This is a genomic window from Corynebacterium sp. USCH3, from assembly GCF_037619475.1.
GTDB lineage: Bacteria > Actinomycetota > Actinomycetes > Mycobacteriales > Mycobacteriaceae > Corynebacterium.
Map to the genome: position 1 here is coordinate 359,251 of NZ_JAQPZT010000004.1, position 21,192 is coordinate 380,442.

General features: G+C 68.5%; 18 protein-coding genes. 9 read left to right on the forward strand and 9 right to left on the reverse strand.

Features of this window, described 5'->3' with window-relative positions:
• The first annotated feature begins 94 nt into the window (after window positions 1-94).
• The 3 genes from pta (at window position 95) to PQI66_RS10810 (ending at window position 4,037) form a co-directional block, all read left to right on the forward strand.
• Window positions 95-1,510 carry a phosphate acetyltransferase gene (gene pta, locus PQI66_RS10800; RefSeq protein ID WP_339998206.1) on the forward strand — a complete coding sequence of 472 codons (1,416 nt, stop codon included), beginning with the start codon at window positions 95-97 and terminating at the stop codon, window positions 1,508-1,510.
• An 18-nt stretch (window positions 1,511-1,528) separates the two neighbouring features.
• On the forward strand, window positions 1,529-2,737 hold the full coding sequence (locus PQI66_RS10805) for an acetate kinase (protein ID WP_339998209.1): 1,209 nt from the start codon (window positions 1,529-1,531) through the stop codon (window positions 2,735-2,737).
• A gap of 202 nt (window positions 2,738-2,939) precedes the next feature.
• On the forward strand, window positions 2,940-4,037 hold the full coding sequence (locus PQI66_RS10810; protein WP_339998211.1) for a hypothetical protein: 1,098 nt from the start codon (window positions 2,940-2,942) through the stop codon (window positions 4,035-4,037).
• Between the two features lie 136 nt (window positions 4,038-4,173).
• Here the strand turns inward: PQI66_RS10810 and PQI66_RS10815 are convergent, their stop codons facing one another.
• From PQI66_RS10815 to PQI66_RS10825, 3 genes are read right to left on the reverse strand one after another with little or no spacing between them, the layout of a single operon-like run.
• A complete protein-coding gene (locus tag PQI66_RS10815; protein ID WP_339998212.1) occupies window positions 4,174-6,708 on the reverse strand; it encodes a serine/threonine protein kinase in 2,535 nt (844 codons plus the stop codon).
• Window positions 6,708-7,838, reverse strand: a complete 1,131-nt coding sequence (locus PQI66_RS10820; RefSeq protein WP_339998213.1) for a transporter substrate-binding domain-containing protein — start codon at window positions 7,836-7,838, stop codon at window positions 6,708-6,710. The genes PQI66_RS10815 and PQI66_RS10820 overlap by 1 nt, the downstream gene beginning before the upstream one ends.
• The gene (locus tag PQI66_RS10825; RefSeq protein ID WP_339998214.1) at window positions 7,835-9,304 is read right to left on the reverse strand and encodes a hypothetical protein; all 1,470 of its coding nucleotides are present in this window, start codon (window positions 9,302-9,304) and stop codon (window positions 7,835-7,837) included. The genes PQI66_RS10820 and PQI66_RS10825 overlap by 4 nt, the downstream gene beginning before the upstream one ends.
• Before the next feature lie 73 nt (window positions 9,305-9,377).
• Between PQI66_RS10825 and PQI66_RS10830 the strand changes: the two genes are divergently transcribed.
• From PQI66_RS10830 to PQI66_RS10840, 3 genes are read left to right on the forward strand one after another with little or no spacing between them, the layout of a single operon-like run.
• On the forward strand, window positions 9,378-10,391 hold the full coding sequence (locus PQI66_RS10830; RefSeq protein WP_339998216.1) for an ABC transporter ATP-binding protein: 1,014 nt from the start codon (window positions 9,378-9,380) through the stop codon (window positions 10,389-10,391).
• Window positions 10,391-11,203 (forward strand): ABC transporter permease, encoded by an 813-nt coding sequence (locus PQI66_RS10835; protein ID WP_339998218.1) that lies wholly within the window; start codon window positions 10,391-10,393, stop codon window positions 11,201-11,203. The genes PQI66_RS10830 and PQI66_RS10835 overlap by 1 nt, the downstream gene beginning before the upstream one ends.
• Window positions 11,196-12,449, forward strand: coding sequence for a multidrug effflux MFS transporter (locus PQI66_RS10840; RefSeq protein WP_339998219.1), 1,254 nt, complete (start codon window positions 11,196-11,198; stop codon window positions 12,447-12,449). The genes PQI66_RS10835 and PQI66_RS10840 overlap by 8 nt, the downstream gene beginning before the upstream one ends.
• Window positions 12,450-12,486: 37 nt before the next feature.
• Here the strand turns inward: PQI66_RS10840 and PQI66_RS10845 are convergent, their stop codons facing one another.
• The 6 genes from PQI66_RS10845 to PQI66_RS10870 all read right to left on the reverse strand — a co-directional run bounded on the left by PQI66_RS10845 (window position 12,487) and on the right by PQI66_RS10870 (window position 18,659).
• Window positions 12,487-13,089 (reverse strand): MarR family winged helix-turn-helix transcriptional regulator, encoded by a 603-nt coding sequence (locus tag PQI66_RS10845; protein WP_339998221.1) that lies wholly within the window; start codon window positions 13,087-13,089, stop codon window positions 12,487-12,489.
• A 117-nt stretch (window positions 13,090-13,206) separates the two neighbouring features.
• Complete coding sequence (gene cls / locus PQI66_RS10850) at window positions 13,207-14,697, reverse strand: cardiolipin synthase (RefSeq protein WP_339998303.1); 1,491 nt, start codon at window positions 14,695-14,697, stop codon at window positions 13,207-13,209.
• A gap of 98 nt (window positions 14,698-14,795) precedes the next feature.
• Window positions 14,796-15,569, reverse strand: a complete 774-nt coding sequence (locus PQI66_RS10855) for an exodeoxyribonuclease III (RefSeq protein WP_339998222.1) — start codon at window positions 15,567-15,569, stop codon at window positions 14,796-14,798.
• Window positions 15,570-15,590: 21 nt separating this feature from the next.
• A complete protein-coding gene (locus tag PQI66_RS10860) occupies window positions 15,591-16,664 on the reverse strand; it encodes an N-acetylglutamate synthase, CG3035 family (RefSeq protein WP_339998223.1) in 1,074 nt (357 codons plus the stop codon).
• Window positions 16,657-17,292 carry a peptide deformylase gene (locus PQI66_RS10865; RefSeq protein ID WP_339998225.1) on the reverse strand — a complete coding sequence of 212 codons (636 nt, stop codon included), beginning with the start codon at window positions 17,290-17,292 and terminating at the stop codon, window positions 16,657-16,659. The genes PQI66_RS10860 and PQI66_RS10865 overlap by 8 nt, the downstream gene beginning before the upstream one ends.
• Before the next feature lie 29 nt (window positions 17,293-17,321).
• Window positions 17,322-18,659: an MFS transporter gene (locus PQI66_RS10870; RefSeq protein ID WP_339998226.1), complete on the reverse strand. Its 1,338-nt coding sequence runs from the start codon at window positions 18,657-18,659 to the stop codon at window positions 17,322-17,324.
• 136 nt (window positions 18,660-18,795) lie between these two features.
• Between PQI66_RS10870 and PQI66_RS10875 the strand changes: the two genes are divergently transcribed.
• The 3 genes from PQI66_RS10875 to PQI66_RS10885 all read left to right on the forward strand — a co-directional run bounded on the left by PQI66_RS10875 (window position 18,796) and on the right by PQI66_RS10885 (window position 21,183).
• The gene (locus PQI66_RS10875) at window positions 18,796-19,032 is read left to right on the forward strand and encodes a DUF3263 domain-containing protein (protein WP_339998227.1); all 237 of its coding nucleotides are present in this window, start codon (window positions 18,796-18,798) and stop codon (window positions 19,030-19,032) included.
• 93 nt (window positions 19,033-19,125) lie between these two features.
• Window positions 19,126-19,977, forward strand: a complete 852-nt coding sequence (locus tag PQI66_RS10880; RefSeq protein ID WP_339998229.1) for a LytR C-terminal domain-containing protein — start codon at window positions 19,126-19,128, stop codon at window positions 19,975-19,977.
• A gap of 24 nt (window positions 19,978-20,001) precedes the next feature.
• Window positions 20,002-21,183: a glutamate--cysteine ligase gene (locus tag PQI66_RS10885; protein ID WP_339998230.1), complete on the forward strand. Its 1,182-nt coding sequence runs from the start codon at window positions 20,002-20,004 to the stop codon at window positions 21,181-21,183.
• Window positions 21,184-21,192: the final 9 nt, after the last annotated feature.

Here is a 21,192-nt window from a genome sequence, read left to right on the forward strand (position 1 = left end):
TTCACGGCACAATGGGGGAGGAACATCCCCACGCTCCGGCACCGCCACCAGAGGCCGGACGTGACGGGGACCGTCAACCATGTAAGGAGACCCCGTGACCGTTCGAGCAGTGCTCAGTCCGATCGCCACCGCCGCAGGACGCCGAGACGAACTGATCACCAGCCTGTCAGGCCAGGTGACCGACATCTTCGAGACTCTGCGCCCCGCGGCGCCGGATTTCAGCGCAGCCCTGGACACCGCGCTGACCAGTGAGGTGGACATCCTCGTCGCCACCGGTGAGCCGATGTTCGACTCCCGGTTGGCGGCTGCCGCCGGAGTCGCCCACTTCCTCATCGCGGCCGGTGAGCAGGACCACCTCCAGCTGCAGCAGGTCTCCGGGCAGCTCGTGCGCTCCGGGCGGGTGCCGCGAGGGATCTCCCTGCTCGACCGTCCCCAGGGGTCCTCCTCGGCCCTGGAGTCCGAAGGTACCGCGGTCCCGTTCGTCGCCCTGGACTCCGTCGGATCCGCCGAGCCCGGTACACCCGTCGTCGGGCCGGAATCCTTCGAACGGAACCTCATCATCCAGGCACGGGCCGCCAAGGCGCACATCGTGCTGCCGGAGGGCAACGACGACCGCATCCTCGAGGCGGCCGACCAGCTTCTGGCCCGCCGCGTGTGCGACCTGACGATCCTCGGTGACCCGTCGGCCATCGCCGCCCGGGCGCACGAGCTCGGCTACGACCTGAGCTCGGCCACCCTCACCGACCCGACCAGCGGCAGCGACCTGGAACGTTTCGCCGAGGAGTTCGCCGAACTGCGCAAGTCCAAGGGGGTGACCATCGACGAGGCACGGGAGACGATGAAGGACATCTCCTACTACGCGACGATGATGATCCACCTCGGCATGGCCGACGGCATGGTGTCCGGTGCCGCACACACCACCGCGCACACCATCAAGCCCAGCTTCCAGATCATCAAGACCTCGCCGGACGCCTCGATCGTCTCCTCGATCTTCCTCATGGTCATGGACGGGGTGCTCTGGGCGTTCGGGGACTGTGCGGTGAACCCCAACCCGACACCGGAGCAGCTCGCCGAGATCGCGGTCGTCTCGGCCAAGACGGCCCGGCAGTTCGGCATCGACGCCAAGGTCGCCATGCTGTCCTACTCCACCGGTACCTCCGGCGCGGGAGAGGACGTCGAGGCCGTCGCCGAGGCCGTCACCGTTGCCCGCGAGCAGGCCCCCGACCTGGAGATCGACGGTCCGCTGCAGTTCGACGCCGCCGTCGTCGACTCCGTCGGCCAGAAGAAGATGCCCGGTTCCGACGTGGCGGGCAAGGCCACCGTCTTCGTCTTCCCCGACCTCAACGCCGGCAACATCACCTACAAGGCGGTGCAACGCACCGCCGACGCCCTCGCCGTCGGACCGATCCTGCAGGGGCTGAACAAGCCGGTCAACGACCTGTCCCGCGGGGCGACCGTCCCCGACATCGTCAACACCGTCGCCATCACCGCCATCCAGGCCGGAAACTAACCGAAAGGCCACCACACCATGACCACCTATGTCCTCGTCCTCAACTCCGGTTCCTCGTCGATCAAGTTCCAGGTCCTCGATCTGAGCGCCGATCCGCAGGATCCTCCGTTCCTGTCGGGGCTCGTCGAGCAGATCGGTGAGAACCGCGGGCACATCAAGCTCATCACCGAGGACCAGACGATCGAGGACCGGCGCCCGATCCTCAGCCACTCCGTCGGCCTTGAGCGCGCCTTCGGCATGATGTCCCTGCTCGGGGTCGGCCCCCAGGACCTCGACATCTCCGCGGTCGGTCACCGCGTGGTCCACGGTGGTTCGAAGTTCTCTGAGCCGGTGGTGATCACCGACGCGATCGTCGACGACATCCGCTCGTTGATTCCGTTGGCCCCGCTGCACAACCCGGCGAACATCGACGGCATCGAGAACGCCCGGGCCCTGTTGCCCGACGTCAAGCACGTCGCCGTGTTCGACACCGCCTTCTTCCACAGCCTTCCGGAGGCGGCGTCCCGGTACGGTCTCAACCGCGAGGTCGCCGACCAGTACCACATCCGACGCTACGGGTTCCACGGCACCAGCCACCAGTACGTCTCCGGCCTTGTCCCGAAGATCCTGGGCAAGGACGCCGACGACATCAACCAGATCACCCTGCACCTCGGCAACGGTGCCTCGATGGCCGCGATCCGCGGTGGCAGTCCCGTCGACACGACCATGGGGCTGACTCCTCTGGAGGGCCTGGTCATGGGGACGCGTACCGGTGACATCGACGCCGGCATCATCTTCCACCTCTTCCGCGAGGGCAAGATGACCATCGACGAGATCGACACGCTGTTCAACAAGCGCTCCGGACTCAAGGGGCTGGCGGGGGCGAACGACTTCCGCCTGCTCCAGGAACTCATCAACGAGGGCGACCAGAACGCCCAGGACGCCTACGACATCTACGTCCACCGCGTACGGCGCTACGTCGGTGCGTTCATGCTGCAGCTCGGCAGCCTCGACGCGGTCGTGTTCACCGCGGGCGTCGGCGAGAACCACACGGGTATCCGCCGGGACACGATGGCTGAGCTGGAGAACTTCGGCATCATCATCGACGAGGCGCGGAACAACAACGAGGAGGGCGTCGAGGGACCGCGGGTGATCTCCTCCGACGATTCCACCGTGAAGGTCCTCGTGGTGCCGACGAACGAGGAGCTCGCGATCGCCCGTGCGGCGAAGGAACTGTCCGAGGCCTGACGGCAGGTTCCGCTCCAGGGGCAGGGGCGGGGGCTGGGCGCCTCCGCCGATTACGCCTCCACTGACGGATCTTCCGGTAAAACCCCAGGTCGCTGAACGCTCAGTCGGTGCGGAGGCGTAATCGGCGCACGGCCTGGTTGGCCGGTATACTCGTCAGCGTTATCCGAGGGGGGTAACGGGGACACGGGCACCGGGGGAGTTCATGGGGTATCAGGGGCACGCACTCGACGGTGCCATCATCCACCGCTGGACTGTCCCGACGCGGGTCTGCCGGACCATTCGCCCGGACACGTTGGAACGGCACCGGCGTCATCTCCACAGCGGCGGGGACGACGTGTTCACCAGAGTCGGCGACCTCTGGATCCCGACGACCGCGGTCCGCGACCCCGGCGTGGTGCGGTGGGGAGCACGAGGGCACCCACGGGGGATCGGCTACGACCTGGAGGCACTGACGCGAATGCGGCTGGCGCATGTCGCGCACCCCGACTGGACGGGAGCCGCGTGGACGGCCGCGGCCGTCTGGGGGATGCCCTACTTCTGCGACGACGCCGACACCTGCGTCCTGTCCGGCGGGGACCGCCGTCTGGCCACACACGCAGGGGAGGTGACCCGTCACCGTCGGGCAGGGTGGATGGCCGTGGGGTTACCGGTTGCCGCAGTCGACCCCGAGTTCCCCTCGCTACAGGTCACCTCGCCGGTGGTGACGATCGTCCACTGCCTGCGGTCGCTCCGCGCGGGTGAGCATCGCTGGCCTGTGCCGCCGGGAACCGGGTTGGATGATGTGACGGTGCGGTCGGTGCAGTTCCTGGACGCCGCCTGCCGTCTCTTCGGCATCGACCCGTCCATGCTGCCGGGTGCATGTGCGGGGCTGTTCCCACGTCGGGAACTGCGACGGCTGGCGGCGCTGGCGGACCGTGGTGGGGAGTCGCCGATGGAGACCGTCCTCCGGCTCCAGATCCGTGACATCTGTGGTGACCAGGTCGCGAAGGGTTTTGTCTCCCAGCTGGTGGTCTTCCAGGACGGGTCGATCGCTGATCCGGTGCACACCGGTGAGAGGACCACCGGACGGGTGGTGGCGCGGGTGGACCTGGGGTGTGCGGAGTTGAAGCTTGCCCTGCAGTACGACGGTGCGGATCATCTCGCCCGGAGCAGGCGGGACCGGGATTCGCGTGTCGGGACGGATCTGGCAAATGCGGACTGGCACGTGTTGCGGCTGACCTGGGGGCACCTGACCGACCGGGAACTCCTGCGGCAGACCGTCACCGACGGGATCGCGGTGGCACGACGGAGGCTCCGGTGAGCGGACTGTTGTCGATTACGCCGCCGCTGGCGGAGAGGTCGGTAAAACCCCAGTTCGCTGACGCAGTCGTCGACGGGACGGCGTAATCGGCGACGCTGTCGGGAGGGTGGCGAACCGGGAGCCGGACCGGAGCAGCTCAGAACCAGGTCCGGGGCCGGATCCGGTTGGCCATGTCCACCAGGCGGAAGCGGTGGCGGGCGAAGGGGGACTGGCGGGCGATGTCGCGGAGGCCCTGTTCAATCCCGGTACGCAGTCCCCGTTCGGTGAACTCCACGTCGAACAACGGGGCCTTGGCCACGCGGACGGGACCGTCCGTCTTCTCCTGCTCCGCGCGCAGCCATTCCAGGGCGGCGGCCAGCACCGCCAGTCGCACCTGGGGAATCCGGGGCTCGTTGGTGGGCAGGATCTCCAGGCGTCGGGCCGCCCGCCGGAGGCGCGCCTCGTTGAGGGACGACTGTTCGGTGATGAGCATCAGCACGGTGGTCAGCCGCGCCATCCGGTGGTGCCGGGAGGACTGCGGCAGCCGGTCGAGCGCGGCGACGGCGGCGTCCACCAGGCCCTCGGCATGCAACTGGCGGGCCAGCCCGAACGCCGCCGAGACGGTGGAGGCGTTCGTGGCCCACACCAGGCCGTACAGTCGGATCGTGTGGAACCGCAGTGCCACGGGATCCTGGGAGAGGTGCGTCCACCCGGGCACCTCGCTGTAGTCGGGCGACTGCTGGGCACCCTGGGTGTAGGTCAGCGCCAGGGCCGCCTTCTGCACGTTGGAGTCCAGCAGCCGGGTGGTGTTCATGCCCTGGTGCTGCAGCATCAGCTCATCGGTCGCCGCCAGGGCCAGTTTCGGTGCAGGCTCACCGGGCAGGGTGTTGAGCACTTCGTTGAAACAGGCCTGTGCGGTGACATAGTCACTGGTCAGCAGATTGGACACGCCGGAGAGCCACTGGTGGCGCCAGTCCTGGTGCAAGCGGTCGTCCATGCCCCGCAGGGTCAGGACCGCCTCGGTGGTCATGCCCAGGTCGAGCTGGGCCCGGACGATGGTCAGCGGGATCTCCGTCGACGAGGACAGGTCTGGTTGTTTCTGGGCGGCCTTCAGGGTGTCGAGGACCTCACCGGGTTCGGTCAGACTCGCCGCGGAGAGCAGGGAGGCGCCGGGGTCGTTCGGGTCGGTCAGCGGGGTCGGCAGCGCGGCGACGACCTCGGGGGCGGTGGTCTCCACGGACCGTTCGATCCCGTCGATCAGCTGGTCGGTGCGGAAGAGCAGGTGCTTGGTGCCGAAGGTGGAGCGCTGTGCGGTGAAGCGGGTGTCGAGGTGGGGGTACTGGCGGCCGTCCCGGATCGCCAGGACTTCCCGCAGCACGCCGATGATCTGGTTCGCCATGGCACCCGCCGAGGTGAACCGGCGTTCCGGGTTCTCGTCGGTGGCGCGCAGCAGAAGCCGGTAGAGGGACAGGTACTTGCGGAAGAGCGGTTCGTCGGTCGGGGTCGGCAGGCCGCGGTCGTAGACCCCGTCGGTGACCGGGAGCTTCACGATGAGGCTGGCCAGGGTGCGACCCACGGTGTAGATGTCGCTGGCGATGGTGGGGCCGGTGCGGGCGATCTCCGGCGCCTGGAAACCGCGGGTCCCGAAGATGTGTCCGAAGGCGCCGATGCCGGAGACTGCGCCCAGGTCGATGAGCTTGACCTGGTCCTCGGTGATGATGATGTTGTCGGGTTTCAGGTCGTTGTAGACCACTCCGCGCGAGTGCAGGTAGTCCAGGGCCGGCAGGACCTCGAGGATGTAGCCGATGGCGATGTCGATGGGCAGGGTGTTGCCGGGTTGGCGGCGGCGCCGGTGGCGCAGTGACGGTCCGCCGACGTACTCCATGATGATGAAGCCACCGGGGCTGCGCGGGTCGTCGATGAAGTTGAAGATCTTCACGATCCCCGGGTGCGTGATGTCGGCGAGGAACGCCCGCTCGGACTCGGCGACGGCCCGCTCGTGCGCGGTCGTCGTCGCCATCATGCCCTTGAGGACGACCCACCGGTCGGACACGTTGTGGTCCACGGCGAGGTAGATCCAGCCCAGGCCACCGTGGGCGATGGGGCCCAGCACCTCGTACTGGGCGGCGACCATGTCCCCCGGTTTCAGGACGGGACGTTCGGTGCCGTCCGCGACGGCCTTCTCGATGGCGTCGTCGCTGATGACGGCGTCCTGCGGGTTGGTCGGGGGGATGAAGGGGAGCCGGACCATACCGCCGGCGACCTCTGCGCCGGCGCGGGAGGTGCCGCGTCGACGGCGGAAGGTCGAGAGAGCCTCACGTCGACTGCGCTCGCCGGAGTCGACGGTGGGCTGCCGTTCGGTGTCGCCGGCCTGGGCCGAGCCGCCGGGACCGGTGGACGGTCCGGTGGCCGCGGAGTCGTCGTGGATCTCGTCGCCGTCACTGTCGTCGGCGAAGGGGTCGAAGGGTGTGGCCTGGGTGGACTGGCCTCCGGTGTCCTCGTCGTCGCCGTCTGCGCTGCCTGCAGCGTCGTCGCCACCGTTGCTGGCAGCGTCGTCAGCGTCATCGTCGTCGGCGAAGGGGTCGAAGAAGGTCGCTTCGGTCGCCGGACCGGCATCGTAGTGGTCGGGGTGGTCGGGGTGGTCGGGATGGTCGGGACGGTCAGCCCGCGCGTCGTGTTCGTCGGAGTTCATCACTGGTCGTCCTCCCTCTCGGCGCGGCCGGTGGACCGGTCGCCGCCGGTGCGCTGTGCCCGGTCGCGGATGGCGGTGAGTTCGTCGTTCTCGGCGTCCGAGCGGTATTCGGCGGGCGGTTGGCCGGCGTCCCCGAGATACCCTTCCAGCCACTCGTCGTAGATGTCGTTCCAGGTCCCGTCCTCGCGGAGGCGTTCCATCGTCGAGTTGACCTGGCGGATCAGTCCGGCGGTGTCGCGGTCTTCGGGTAGCGCGGCGGCGACCCCGTAGTCGGTGCCGTCGGTGCTGTCGCCGATGATCTCGGTGTAGGGGTCCTGCGCCTGGAGGCCCGAGAGGATCGCCGAGTCCGAGTAGATGGCGTCGGCCTGTCGTCGCTGGATCGCCATCAGGCAGTCCGACCAGGTCTGGGTGGCGAGGATGTCCTGGTGGGGGACGTCCTCACGCAGTTCCTGGAGGTTGGTGGAGTCGTGGGTGACGCACACCGTCTTGTCACCGAGGTCCTGCACCCCGGTGATGCCGGAGTCCCGCATGGCCAGGATGCGCGGGTAGGTGGTGAGGTAGGGGACCGAGAACTCGACCTGCTCCTGGCGTGGCCGGGTGATGGTGAAGGTGCGGATCACCAGGTCCACCGTGCCCGCGGACAGGACGTCCTCGAGGTCGTTTCCTTCGACGTAGCGGTACTCGATGCGGTCGGGGTCACCGAAGATGTCGCGGGCGATCTCACGCGCCAGGTCGATCTCGAATCCGGCGAGTTCACCGGTGACCGGGTCACGGAACCCGAGCTGGTTGAGCGACTGGGCGACACCGACGACCAGGCGGCCGCGCTCGACGATGGCCGGTACGCGCCGCGCCGGGGCGACGTCCTGTCCGGTGCGCGCGTCGGTGTCGGGGCGCAGTGAGCCGTAGGCCTGGTCTGCCCCGTCGAGTGTGTTGTCGGGGGTCTGGGAGGTGAGGTCGTCGACGTTGTCGGAGAGGCGCGACCCGTTGGGCAGCGCGAGGGTCGGGTTCGGCGCGTCCGGCCACTGCTGCAGGCTCTGTTCGTCGGTGACGCAGGCGGCCAGGACGACGGCACTGGCGGCCGCCACCACGGTGGCGACCAGCGGGGTGAGGATGCGGGCGCGGGTGTTCACAGGTACTCCTGGAGCCGTGGGCGGGTTCCGTAGACGATGCACAGGGCCGAGAGGACCCCGAGGAGGATCACCAGGGCGGACACCTGCTGCGCCGACACCCGGGAGTCGGCGAGGTAGCTGCGCAGCTGCTCACGGGTGTCGTCGATGAGTGAACGCAGGTTCCCGTCGAGCCGCTGGTAGGGATGCAGGTCGGAGTCGCCGATCGTGGCGCCGATCGCGGCGGAGTAGTCGCCCTGCTGCACGTAGGCGAGCATCTCGGCGTGGGCGTTGTCCCAGGCCCGCAGGTTCTCGCGGGCCTCGTCGAGCACCCCGCGGTCGCCGACCGTGGTCCGCAGCGTCTCGAGGTCCCTGTCGATGCGGGACACCTGGCCGGAGAAGTCGTTCTGGGTGGCGTCGGAGTACTCGCGTTCGACGAGGCTCAGGGCCTCGGTGGTACGCGCCTGCTGCACGGTGATGCGCAGGGAGGTCAGCGTCTCCAGCGGCTGCGCGGTGCCGTCGAGGCCACGGGTGCCGTCGGTCCAGGTGGTCAGCGCCGACCCGCTGGCCCACAGCAGGGCGACGGTCATCAGCACGGTGGCGGTGGCGTACCCGCCGTTGATGCGCCGGTTGGTGTGGGCTGCGAGCCAGAACTGTGCGATGACCAGCAGGACGACCGCGGCCACGAGACCGGACAGCGCGAACCAGCCGGGTTTGGTCAGCGCCAGCTGTTGTTCACCGACCTCCGAACTGGTGTTGGAGTACAGCTCCCCGGCGGCGGGCAGGATCTCGTCCTGCATCATGGTGCTGGCCTGCGTCACGTACGCCGCGCCGACCGGGTTGCCCTGGCGGTTGTTGACACCGGCCTCGGTGATCAGGCTCGTGTAGATCGGCAGCTTCTCCTGGATCTCGAGGATCAGCGCCATCTCGCGGGTGGACGGGTCGTCGATGCCGTTGGCGGCGCGGACGATGGCGCGGGAGGCGATGTCCACGGCCTCGCGGTAGGACGGGTCCGTGTCGGCGCCGCCGGCGGCGTCCTCGACGAAGCCGGTGGTGGCGACGGAGTCCGCGACCGACAGGGAGTTGTAGAGCTCCTGCGCGGCGAAGGAGACGGGCTCGGTCCGGTTGACCAGGGTGTTGAGGTCGCCCTGCTGTGTCGAGGACTGGGCCGCCATCGCTCCGCCGGCGGCGAGGATGGCCAGGACCAGGATCACCGACACGACGGTGAGCAGGCCGGGTGTGGTGGAGACGAACCGGCGGAACCGGCGGGGGACCTCCAACGCCGGGGTGAAGACACTCAGCCGACGGGACCCGGCGCCGTCGGTGGGGGCGTCGTCCATCCACCGGTCGGTGTCCTGGCGACGTCCGCCCGGCCCGATGGACGACGCGCCGGTGTCTGCGGACGTGGCCTCTGTGTCGGGGGTCGTGAACGTGCCGGTCGAGGCCGGATCGGCGGCCCCGTCACGTGAGTCTCGTGTCGGCACGGGCATGTAGGACATCCTACATTCGTCGGGCGAAGAAGTGTCAGTCACCCGGCCACGGGGCGTATGGCACCATAGGGGAATGATTGAAGTCGATTCCTTGACCAAGCGGTACGGTTCCGCGACCGTCGTGGATGACCTGAATTTTTCGGTGCAGCCGGGAATCGTCACCGGATTCCTCGGGCCGAACGGTGCAGGTAAGTCCACGACCATGCGGATGATCGTCGGACTCGACCGCGCGTCGTCCGGCACCGCCACCATTGACGGCAAACGTTACGACCAGTACCCCCGGCCGCTGCACAAGGTGGGGACGCTGCTCGACGCGAAGTGGGTGCACCCCAACCGCACCGCGGCGAACCACCTGAAGTGGCTCGCCGCGGCCAACGGGATCTCCCGGAAGCGGGTCGACGAGGTTCTCGACCTCGTCGGACTCGCCGACGTGGCGGGCAAGAAGGCGGGGAACTTCTCCCTCGGCATGGGACAGCGCCTCGGCCTGGCCGTGGCACTGCTCGGCGATCCGGAGGTGCTGATCCTGGACGAGCCGGTCAACGGCCTCGACCCGGAGGGCATCCGCTGGGTACGCGACTTCGTGCGGCACCTCGCGTCCGAGGGTCGCACGGTGATGATCAGTTCGCATCTGCTCAGTGAGATGGCGCTCACCGCCGACCACCTCGTGGTCATCGGGCGGGGGCGGCTCGTCGCGAACACCTCGACCCACGACTTCATCAAGAACGCCTCGACGGCGACGACCGTGGTGCGCACCGACCATCTCGAGGAGATGAAGAACGCCCTGACCGAGCAGTCGGTGAGCTTCACCCAGAGCACCGACGACGACGGCCGCGACATCCTCGTCATGGAGGACACCGAGCCCGACGAGGTCGGTGGGATCGCCTACACCTACGGGCTGCTGCTGCGCGAGCTCAGTGAACGCCGGGCGTCCCTGGAGGACGCCTTCATGCGCATGACCGGACACGCGGTGGACTACCACGCGAACCTGGGCGGGGACCTCGGCGACGTCCCCGACCTGGGTGCCCTGACCGACCAACAGGCAGGCACCCCGCAGGACGTCCAGCCGACCACCGAGGGGGAGAAGTAATGCTCGCACACGCCGTCAACGCCGAGTGGATCAAGATCCGCACCACCAAGGCGGTCTACTGGACCTCGGCACTCATCGTCGTCTTCTCCGTCGCCTTCGGCGCCTTCCTGGGCTGGGCGAACGCCATGAGCTACCGCACCTCCGTCGAGGACAACAATGCGGAGCTGGCGGCCGTCAGCGCCGAGGGACTGACCTTCAGCAGCGCGCTGCTGGGGCTGCAGCTCTTCGGTGTCATGATCATCCTCATCCAGGGTGCGTTGCTGGTCACCGGCGAATACGGCAACAACACCGCCAAATCCAACGCCCTGGCGGTGCCGAAGCGGTGGCAGCTGCCGGTCGCCAAGTTCATCGTCTACGGCGTGATCGCCGCGGTGGTCACACTGGTCTCCGCCGTGCTCAGCGTGCTGGTGACCCGGTGGGCCGCAGGCACGCAGATCGACGACGAGGCGATCCTGTCCGCCATCTCCCTGTCCGCGGACGACTCCTGGACGGTCATCCTGCGCATGGTGGTCTACGCGCTCGGTGCCGTGGCGCTGTCCATCGGCGTCGCCTACCTGCTGCGACGCACCGCCGGCGCGATGGCGGTCCTGCTGCTCTGGGTGCTGGTGCTCGAGGAGATCCCGGGCATGATCCCGAAGGCCGACGACTGGGTGCCGCAGTACCTGCCGTTCAAGAACATCGGTGCCGCGGTCAACCTCAACGACCTCGCCAACGCCCCGTGGGGCCAGACCGGCTCGGTGATCTACTTCGCCGTCGTCTGCCTCGTCATCTTCGTCATCGGTACGGTCACGCTGCGTCGTCGCGATGCCTGACCGTTCCCCCCGGGGCGGGGACGGGGCCCGGGCGGAGGCGCACGGACCCGTCCGGTCCTCCGCGACCGCCACCGTGTCCCTCGCGATGCTCGCCGGCATCGCCCTGCTCTCCACCGGCGGCCCCTTCGGCACGGACATGTACCTGCCGTCCCTGCCGGAGATCACCGACGACCTCGGCACCACCGCATCACTCACTCAGCTGACGATCACCGCCTTCATGGTCGGCATGGCCGTCGGCCAGCTCGTCGTGGGTCCCTTGTCCGACCGGGCGGGACGCCACCGCCTGCTCGTCGCGGCGACGGTGGTGGGGCTCGTCGCCTCGGTGATCTGTGCGCTGGCACCGTCGGTCTGGCTCTTCATCGTCGTGCGCTTCTTCCAGGGTGCCGCCGGCGGAGCCGGGGTGACCCTGGGGCGCTCGATGATCGCTGACCGGCTCAACGGTGCGGCGGCGGCCGCGGCCCTGTCGACGATGATGATCTTCACCTCGGTGGCTCCGATCATCGCCCCGGTCATCGGCGGCGCGGTCGCAGGTCTCGCAGGGTGGCGCGCGGTGTTCTGGACACTGGCGGCCATTGCCGTGGCGCAGGTTGTGGTGGCCCTGCTGCTGCCGGAGACGCACCCCGCAGAGAACCGCACCGAGGGGGCCATGCTCGTGGTGTACCGGCGCATGGCCGGACTGTTCCGCGTCGGCCCCTACGTCGGCCACCTCGTGGCCTTCGCCATCGGTTTCGGCGGGTTCTTCGCCTTCGTCTCCGGCTCGTCCTTCGTGATGCAGGAGCAGTTCGGGCTGTCGGCGTCCCAGTTCAGTCTGGTGTTCGCCGGCAACGCCGTCGCGCTGGTGCTGGCGAACATGGTGAATGCACGGGTGGTGACGAAGCTCGGTCCGGCCCGCATGCAGGCGACCGGGCAGGGGCTGCTCCTCGCCGGGGGACTCGGCCTGCTCGTGATCGCCCTGACGGCGCACAGTCTGGTCCCGGTGATCGTGTTCACCTTCGTCGCCACGATCGGCACGGGGCTGAACCTGGGCAATACGACGGCGCTGGCCATGGACCTGGCACCGGGTCGTGCCGGTGCCGCCTCGGCCCTGCTCGGTGCCGGTCAGTTCCTCGCGGCCGGCATCGTCGCCCCGATCGTCGGGCTGGGGGAGGACGGTCTGCTGACCATGGCGACGGTGATGGCGTCCTGCGCCGCGGTCGCCGTCGTCGGTGGCCTCTACGGCCGCCGTGGGGCACGGGCGGCGGGATGAGATCCCGGGCGGTGGTGGGGAAACCCGACCGCGCCGCCTAGTTGCGGCTGCGCTGGATGTCCTCGATGAGGCTCTCGGCGGCGATCGACAGGTTGCGCAGGGCGGGGACGCCACGGCGCAGTTTCGCCAGGTCACGCCCGTCCATGCGGCGCGCGGCGCGGGCGATCAGCATCGCCCACTCGTCGGTGATCGAGTTCAGCATCTCGATGCCTTCGTCGGACAGGTAGAGATCCTGGGCGCGACGGTCCTGGTCGTTCGCCTGCCGCAGCACCAGACCGGAGTTGATCAGGCGACGCACCGTGGCCGACACGTTCGAGGCCCGCAGGAAGCGCAGGCGGGCGATGTCGGAGACACCGCACCCGGGGTGCTGGGCGATGAAGTGCAGCACCTCGATCTCCGACTGGGAGATGGCCAGCTTGTGGTTCGGCCGGTCCATGAGGCGACGGAGTGCGGAGAGGAAGTCGTAGACGGCCGTCGCGATCTCGGCGACGTCGATCTCGGGGAGGATCTCCGGCGCGCGGTGTCCCCGGATCTGGTCCTGCACCGGATCGGAGTCGAGGTCGTGGATGAGATCGGCGAAACTGTCGGCAGACTCTGTGGAGTCCGTGGTGTCCGCGGTGTCCCGGATATCTTTGGCCATGGTGGGCTCCTTGTCTGCTTCTGACGAGCTTCTGACGGGGTGTCGGTATGCTCCGCTAACACGGTAGCTGACCCGTGGTAGTTTCTGCGACCTATTGTTTATGTCATTGTAAGCCATTTACTGGAGCGCGGACGTAAGCCGGGCGACATTCTCGACATAACGGCGCATCAACCGGCGGTTCCCCCACTCCTCCGCGGTCAGTTCGGTACAGGTCGACCGGTAGCCGTCGGCGAGGTCGCGCACCGAATCCAGCAGGTCGCCGTGGCCGGCGAGCATCGTCACCTCGTAGTTCAGCCCGAAGGAACGCATGTCCATGTTCGAGGAGCCGATGATCGCCACCTCGTTGTCGGCGAGGACGAACTTCGAGTGCAGGACGGCCGGGTACGGGTAGCGGTGGATCCGTACCCCCGCCTCGAGCATCTCGGCGTAGTAGGACGACTGCGCGAAGTCGACGATCGGCTGGTCCGCCTTCTCCGAGACGAAGAGCTCGACCTCCACCCCGCGGTAGGCGGCGGTGGTGACCGCGTCCAGCAGGGACTCGTCCGGCACGAAGTAGGGGCTGACCAGGACGAGGTGTTCCTTGGCGTGGTGGGCGACCGAGGTGAACAGCCGCAGGTTCGGTTCCGTGGTGAATCCGGGACCGGACGGGACGACCTGGAGGATCTCGTTGCCGGAGTCGGGAACCTCCGGGGCGCTGGAGGTGTTGAGCCAGTCGGCGGCCTGCGAGGGCGAGAGCAGGTCGAGCTCCTCCTTGGACTCGGTGAACCAGTCGACGGCGAAGACGGCGTCGAGGCTCATCACGATCGGGCCGGTGACCTCGACCATGACGTCGATCCAGTGCCGTCCCTTCTTCCGGTTCTTCGACAGCAGGTAGCTGGAGTCGATCATGTTCTGGCTGCCCATGAACGCGGTGTGGCCGTCGACGACGACGATCTTGCGGTGGTTGCGCAGGTCCGGCCGGCGGAAACGCCACCGCCACGGCTTCAGCGGCAGCATGACCATCCAGTCGACGCCGATGTCGGTCAGGCGTTGGCCGAGTTTGAGGTAGCCGGGGTACTTCCAGCTGCCGACGTGGTCGAACATCAAGCGGACTTTCACCCCGCGGCCGACCGCGCGTTCCAGCGCATCGAAGAAGACACCGGTGGTGTCGTCCCAGGCGGTGATGTAGATCTGCACGTGGACGTAGTTCTCGGCATGGTCCACGGCCGCGGCCATCGCCCGGATCGACTCCTCGTAGCCGGAGTGCAGTGCGACGAGCCGGCCGGTGGCCGCGGGCATCGACGTCAGGTGGCGGTTGAGGTGCATCATGCTGACGATCTCGTCGGAGACCTCGAACCCGGCGGGGACGTCCGGCTCGTCCTCGCTGACCGTGCGGATGAGCTCGTTGGCCTGGTTCTGGATGTTGTGGCGGCGTCGGTTGATGTACGGCGACCCCATGAACAGGAACAGGATCACGCCGGCGAAGGGGATGAGGAAGATCGCCAGCAGCCAGGCCATCGCACTGGTGGGCTTGCGCTGGGAGGGAACGTAACCCAGGGCGATGAACTTCAGGGTGTAGTCCAGCAGCACCAGCGCCCACTGCCACCACTCGAGGCCGCCGCCGATCACGTTGCCGAAGAGCGGGATGCCGAAGTTGTCCGGGGTGATGAACGACCAGAAGTCCGACGCGGTCACGGTACTGGTCACAGCGCCGGCCGCAGTGGCGGTCACAGCGCGTAGTCCACGGTCACGGGGGCGTGGTCGGACGCCCCCTTACCGGCCCGCTCGTCCCGGTCGACGACAGGGTCGGAGGAGGTCAGGCCGCGGGAGTACTGCAGGTCGATGCGGATCCCCTGGTTCTTCTGGAACCGCATGGCCTGGTAGTCCCAGTAGGTGTAGCTGCCCTGGAGCGGCGCGGTGGCCTCGGTCATGCCGCCGCGCCCGAGGATCTCGTCCAGCGCCGCGCGTTCCCGCGGGGTCACGTGGGTCTTGCCCTCGAACCAGGAACGGTCCCACAGGTCCCGGTCGGTGGGGATGATGTTGAAGTCACCGACGACGACGACCGGGTCCCCGCCGTCCTTCCCCTTCTCCAGGTAGGAGGCCATGCTGTCCAGGAAGTCGAGTTTGTAGGTGAAGTGGCGGTCGGAGATCTCCCGTCCGTTGGGGACGTAGAGGCTCCAGACCTCGACCCCGCCACACCGGGCGCCGACGGCGCGGGGCTCCAGGGTCGGCTCGGCGGCGGGGTCCTTGTCGAAGCCCGGCTGGCCGAAGTCCGCACGCACGTCCTCGATGCCCACCCGGGACAGGATCGCCACACCGTTCCAGGAGTTCTCCCCGACGTGGGCGTGTGCGTAGCCCGTGTCGGAGAAGTCCGGGAACTGGTCGTCGGTGCACTTGGTCTCCTGGAGGCACAGGACGTCGACGTCCGAGCGTTCCAGGAAGTCCCGGACGCGTTGTTCCCTGTTGCGCACGGAGTTGATGTTCCAGGTGGCGATCTTCATGCCCTACACCTTACCCAGGTGTCAGCGGTCGACCGTCAGGCAGCGGTGCCGGTGGTGTTCAGCGAACCCGAGGGAGCGGTAGAGCCCCAGTCCGGCGGCGTTGGAGGCGATGACCTGCAGGTAGCTGCGGGTCGCCCCGTGGTCACGACCCCAGTGCAGCATGGCGGTGCCCATCAGGCGTCCGAGCCCCCGTCGTCGCCACTGCGGGGCGACCTCCACGGCCGAGTACCCGAGATGCTGCTCACGTCCCCCCGTGGTGACGGTCCCGCGGGTGACGGCGACGATCCGACCGTCGACGGTGAGGCGGGCGAAGCCGAGCGTGCCGTCGATCCGACCGGCGAGCAGCCGCAGCGCGTGCTCGGGCAGCGGCTCACCACGGAAGTGGTAGAGGCTCAGCCACTCGTCGTCCGGCTCGTCGGAGACGGAGAACCTGACCTCCGGGGGCCCGTCGGGAACCGGCGGAAGCTCACCGTCGAGCGGGCGGGTCATCACTATGATCTCCGGACCCGCCTGCGTGCCCGGCAGACCGAGGAGGTGTTCGGCGGGACGTGCCGCACGGTCGGGCAGCAGGATCCGGGTGGGGAGGTCGTGCGTCCGGTAGAACGCGTGGATGGCGTCCAGCGGCACCGGGGTGGTGCCGGTCTCCGGGCCGAGGGGTACCGCCGAGTTGGAGCGTTCGGTGATCCCGTCACCGGCGCGCATCAGCCAGCCGGACACCGTGTCGTTGGTGATCCCGGGGAAGGCGGCGGCCGTGGCCTGCTCGACGGCGCGGATGTCGGAGACCCGCACCGGGCGGTCGGCGAGGGTCTTGAGGACGACGACCTCGTCGGCGGGGACGGTGTGCACCGTCCCGTCGGTGGCCCGGACGCGCAGCGGATCCAGACTCTCGATCACACCGATGACGTCGCTGACCCGGGGACGGCCGGTGGCCGGGTCGGACGTGGGGAGACGTCGCCGGACGGTGGCACGGGCCCCGGTGCGGACGCTGAGCGGGTCGGTGTGCCGGGACACCGCGAACGGCAGCCCGGTGACCTCGGGGGGAACCGCGCCGGCACGGGCCGCCGACCAGGAGGTGTCGGGGGAACCGTCACTCATCGTGGCCGAAGGGGTCCGGGTCGACCCCGGGGGTCCAGGAGTTGCCGGCGACGGTCCACCCCTCGCGCTTCACCGTCTTCCGGGCGGCACGTTTGTTCCGTCCGATGAGGGTGTCGATGTAGAGGAGACCCTCCAGGTGACCGACCTCGTGCTGCAGGCACCGGGCGAAGAAGCCGTACCCCTCGACAGTGACGGGCTCACCGTGCTCGTCGACGCCGGTGACCCGTGCCCAGTCGGCGCGACCGGTGGGGAAGTCGTAGCCGGGGACGGAGAGGCAGCCCTCGACGTCGTCCTCCTCGTCGGGCATGGTCTCCGGGATCTCGGAGGTCTCGAGCACGGGGTTGACCACACAACCGCGACGCATCGGGCCGCCCTGGGCGCTGATGTCCTCCCCGGGTTTCCGGGAGCCGTCGGGGCCGTCGATGTCGGGGCAGTTGTACACGAACAGCCGCTTGGACACGCCGACCTGGTTCGCGGCCAGCCCCACGCCGTGGGCGCGGTCCAGGGTCTCGTACATGTCGGCGATGAGGCCGCTGAGCTGTTCGCCACCGATCTCCGTCTCGGCGACGGGTTCAGTGGGATGATGGAGGACGGGGTCGCCGCAGATGACGACGGGGAGAACTGACATGTCCTCCAGAATAACCGCCGGGCGTGGCGTCAGACGTGGAGGTCGGACTTTTCCACGGACTTCGGCACCAGCCACACGGCGACGGCCGAGACGATCGCGATGGCCGCGAGGTAGAGCCCGATCGTCCAGGTCTTCCCGGTGGAGTCCAGCAGCAGCTGGGCGATCATCGGGGCGAAGGCACCGCCGAGGATCGAGCCGAGGGCGTAGCCGATCGAGGTACCGGAGTAACGGACCTCCGCCGGGAACATCTCGGCGTACAGGGCCGACTGCGGGGCGTAGGACGGCGCCAGGCCGATCGTCAGGACGACGATCACCAGGACCAGCCAGAGCAGCTCACCCTTGTCCACGAAGAACCACATGGGCACGGCCCACGCCGCGATGAGGATGTAACCGATGATGAAGGTCTCGCGACGCCCGATCTTGTCGGAGATCCGGCCGGACCAGATGGTGAGCACCAGCCAGGACACGCCGCCGATGAGGGTGGCGATCAGGGTCTGCGACTTCGCCATGCCGAGCTCGTTGGCGCTGTAGGAGGAGAAGAAGGCGATGATCATGTAGCCGGCGGCGTTGTTTCCGGCGAAGATCAGGGCGGCGAGCAGGACCCGACGCCAGTGGTTCCGGAACAGGTTGCCCAGCGGTGCCGAGGCCTCCTTGCGGCGCTGCTGCATCTCCAGGAAGACCGGGGACTCGTCGACCGCGCGGCGGATCAGGTAGCCCACGGCGATGAGCACGACCGAGGAGATGAACGGGATGCGCCAGCCCCAGCTCTGGAAGTCCTCGTCGGAGAGGCCGTTGGTGAGCAGGAACATGAACGACGACGCCAGGATCAGGCCCAGCGGCACACCGATCTGCGGGTAGGAGCCGAACATGCCGCGCTTGTCGCGGGGGGCGTGTTCCACGGCCATCAGGGCCGCACCGCCCCACTCGCCGCCGGCGGAGAGGCCCTGCATGATGCGCAGCAGGATCAGCAGCAACGGTGCCGCCACCCCGATCGTCTCGTAGGTGGGCAGCAGACCGATGAGCGCGGTGGCCACACCCATGCCGAACAGCGTCACGACCAGGACCATCTTGCGCCCGTAGCGGTCGCCGAGGTGGCCGGCGATCACGGCGCCGAGCGGACGGAAGAGGAAGCTGATGCCGATGGTGGCCCAGGAGATCACCTGCGCCAGCGTCGACTCGCCCAGTGGGGCGAAGAACAGCGGCGCGAAGACGAAGGCGGCGGCCTGCGCGTAGATGAAGAAGTCGTACCACTCGATGGTGGTGCCCACGAGGGTGCCGGCGAGGACACGCCTCTGCTCCGGGGTCTGCTTCGAGCTGGACGGGGCCGACGGTGACGCCTTGTCGGTGACTGACGGGGAGGTGCTCATGTGTGTCTCTCTGGGTCTCTCCGGGATGAGGGGACGGATCACCGGGAAGCTGTCCGTCCGGGCAGATGTACTGTACGCAGCAGCGCCGCCCTGATGGAGTGAAACTACCATCTCGGGTCAGCTAAACTGATTCACCGTGGATGAATCGACGGACGGGGCGGGGGGAGGCCTCTCTGAGCGGGAGCGGGAGATGTTGGACTTCGAGTCACTGTGGTGGCGTGACGAGGGTGCGAAGGGGGAGGAGATCCGCCGCCGTTTCGGGGTGAGTCCTGTGCGCTACTACCAGCAGCTCAATGCGTTGATATCGCGGCCGGAGGCGTTGGACGTCGCCCCGGTGGTGGTGGGGGCGCTGCTGCGTCGTCGGGAGCGGTGACGGGGGTGTCCGGCTGACGTCGGTGACGACCGGTGGCACTCCCCCGGGGTGTCACGTGGACGTGACTGGTGTGACTGACGTTAGTATTGGGGCGTGACTGATCAGAACGGACCCCGCCACGGAGACGACGCCGTCTACGACCCGAACCCGGACACGGCATACGACGACGAGTACGCGATGGATGCCGGCGCCGCAGGTGCCGGTGCTGCAGGCACGACCGGTGCAGCCGGTGCGGATGCCGCCGGTGGCCCCCCGTTGCGCGGCCTGGCCATGGTGCTCACCGCCGTCGCCGTCGTCCTGATCGCCTGGGGCGTCTACTCGTTCGTCGGCGGCGACGACGGTGACGACTCCACGCAGGAGACCGTCGCAGGTCAGGATGCCTCCGGTGCGGCGCAGGACGGCAGTGGCCGGGGCGCTGACGGCGCCTCCTCCGCGACCGACGGGGCGGACGGGGAGGACGGCGAGGGCACGGACGCCGCGTCAGGCGACCGGGACAACGGCGACGACCCTGCCGACTCCGCCGACCCTGACGATCCTGCCGCCCCCGACGCCACCGGCAACGGCGGCGACCCGGAGGCCGCAGGGAACTCCGGGGGCGGAGCGGGTGCACCCGGGGTCGACCGGGGAGCCACCGCGGTCACCGTCCTGAACAACAGCGGCGAGCCCGTCGCCCAGAGCACCGCAGACCGGCTGCGGGGGGAACAGTGGACCAACGTCGGCTACGGCAACCTCAGAGGCAGGATAGACGGCATCAGCGAGGAGTCGCGGGTCTACTATCCTGAGGGCAACGCCCAGTCGCAGGCGGCGGCCGAGCAGGTCGCCGGAGACCTGGGCATCACCGCCGCCCCCGGTAACCCGGACTACTACGACCGCTTCGGTGAGGCGGACGTCCGCACCGGGCCGCGTGCCGACGGTGTGGTCGTCGTGCTGACCGGCCCGCTGTGACCCTGATGCAGTAACATCCCTCCCATGGAATTTCCGTCCTCAGCCCCGACGGTCGGCATCGAGTGGGAGGTTGCCCTCGTCGACCCCGAGACGAGGGACCTCGTCCCGCGCGCCCCCGAACTCGTCGACGCCCTCGACGAGCGTTTTCCGGGGCACCGCGTCACCCGCGAGTTTCTCGCGAACACCGTCGAGATGGTCACGGGCGTCCACCAGACCATCCCGGACGCGGTGGAGGACCTGCGCGAACAGCTGACCCAGATCCTCGAGGTCGCTGACGACCTGGGGGTCAACGTCTTCTCCGCCGGGACGCACCCCTTCGCCCACTGGGGTGACCAGATCCTCAGCGACAAGGGCAGCTACCAGGAGATCATCCAGCGTACCCAGTACTGGGGACGCCAGATGCTGATCTGGGGCATCCACGTGCACGTCGGCGTCGGTGGGCGGGACCGTGTCTGGCCCATCATCAACGCCGTGATGACGCAGTACCCGCACGTCCTGGCGTTGTCGGCGTCCTCCCCGGCCTGGGAGGGGCTCGACACCGGCTACGCGTCGAACCGGACGCTGCTGTACCAGCAGCTGCCCACCGCCGGCATGCCCTACCAGTTCGCCGACTGGGCGGACTGGGAGGCGTTCAACGAGGACCAGGACCGCTCCGGGGTGATCAACCACACCGGTTCGATGCACTTCGACGTGCGGCCGTCGAAGTACGGGACGGTGGAGGTCCGGTTCGCCGACGCGACCATGGACATCCGTGAGGTCGGGGCGATCGCGGCCTTCATCCACTGCCTGGTCGTGTACTACGAACGGGAGTGGGAGGCCGGACGGGAGCTGCCGACGCTGCAGCACTGGCACGTCGCCGAGAACAAGTGGCGGGCGGCACGCTACGGCCTCGAGGCGCTGATCATCACCGACCGGGACACCACGGAACGGTGGGTCACCCAGGACATCTCCGACTGGCTCGACGTCCTCGCGCCGATCGCCGAGGAGTTCGGGTGCGCCGATGCACTGCAGGACGTCCGGGGGATCATGGAGCGCGGCGGGGACTACGCCCTGCAACGCGCCGCCGCCCGCGAGGCCGGGGCTGCACTGGAGCCCGGGACGCGGACCCGGGGCGATGTCGGGGCCGAAGAAGGGTTCACACAACCCGAGGCCTGGATCGCGGCGGTGGATCTCACGGTGGAGACCTTGCGGGCGTCGGTGCGGTAGACCGGCGGC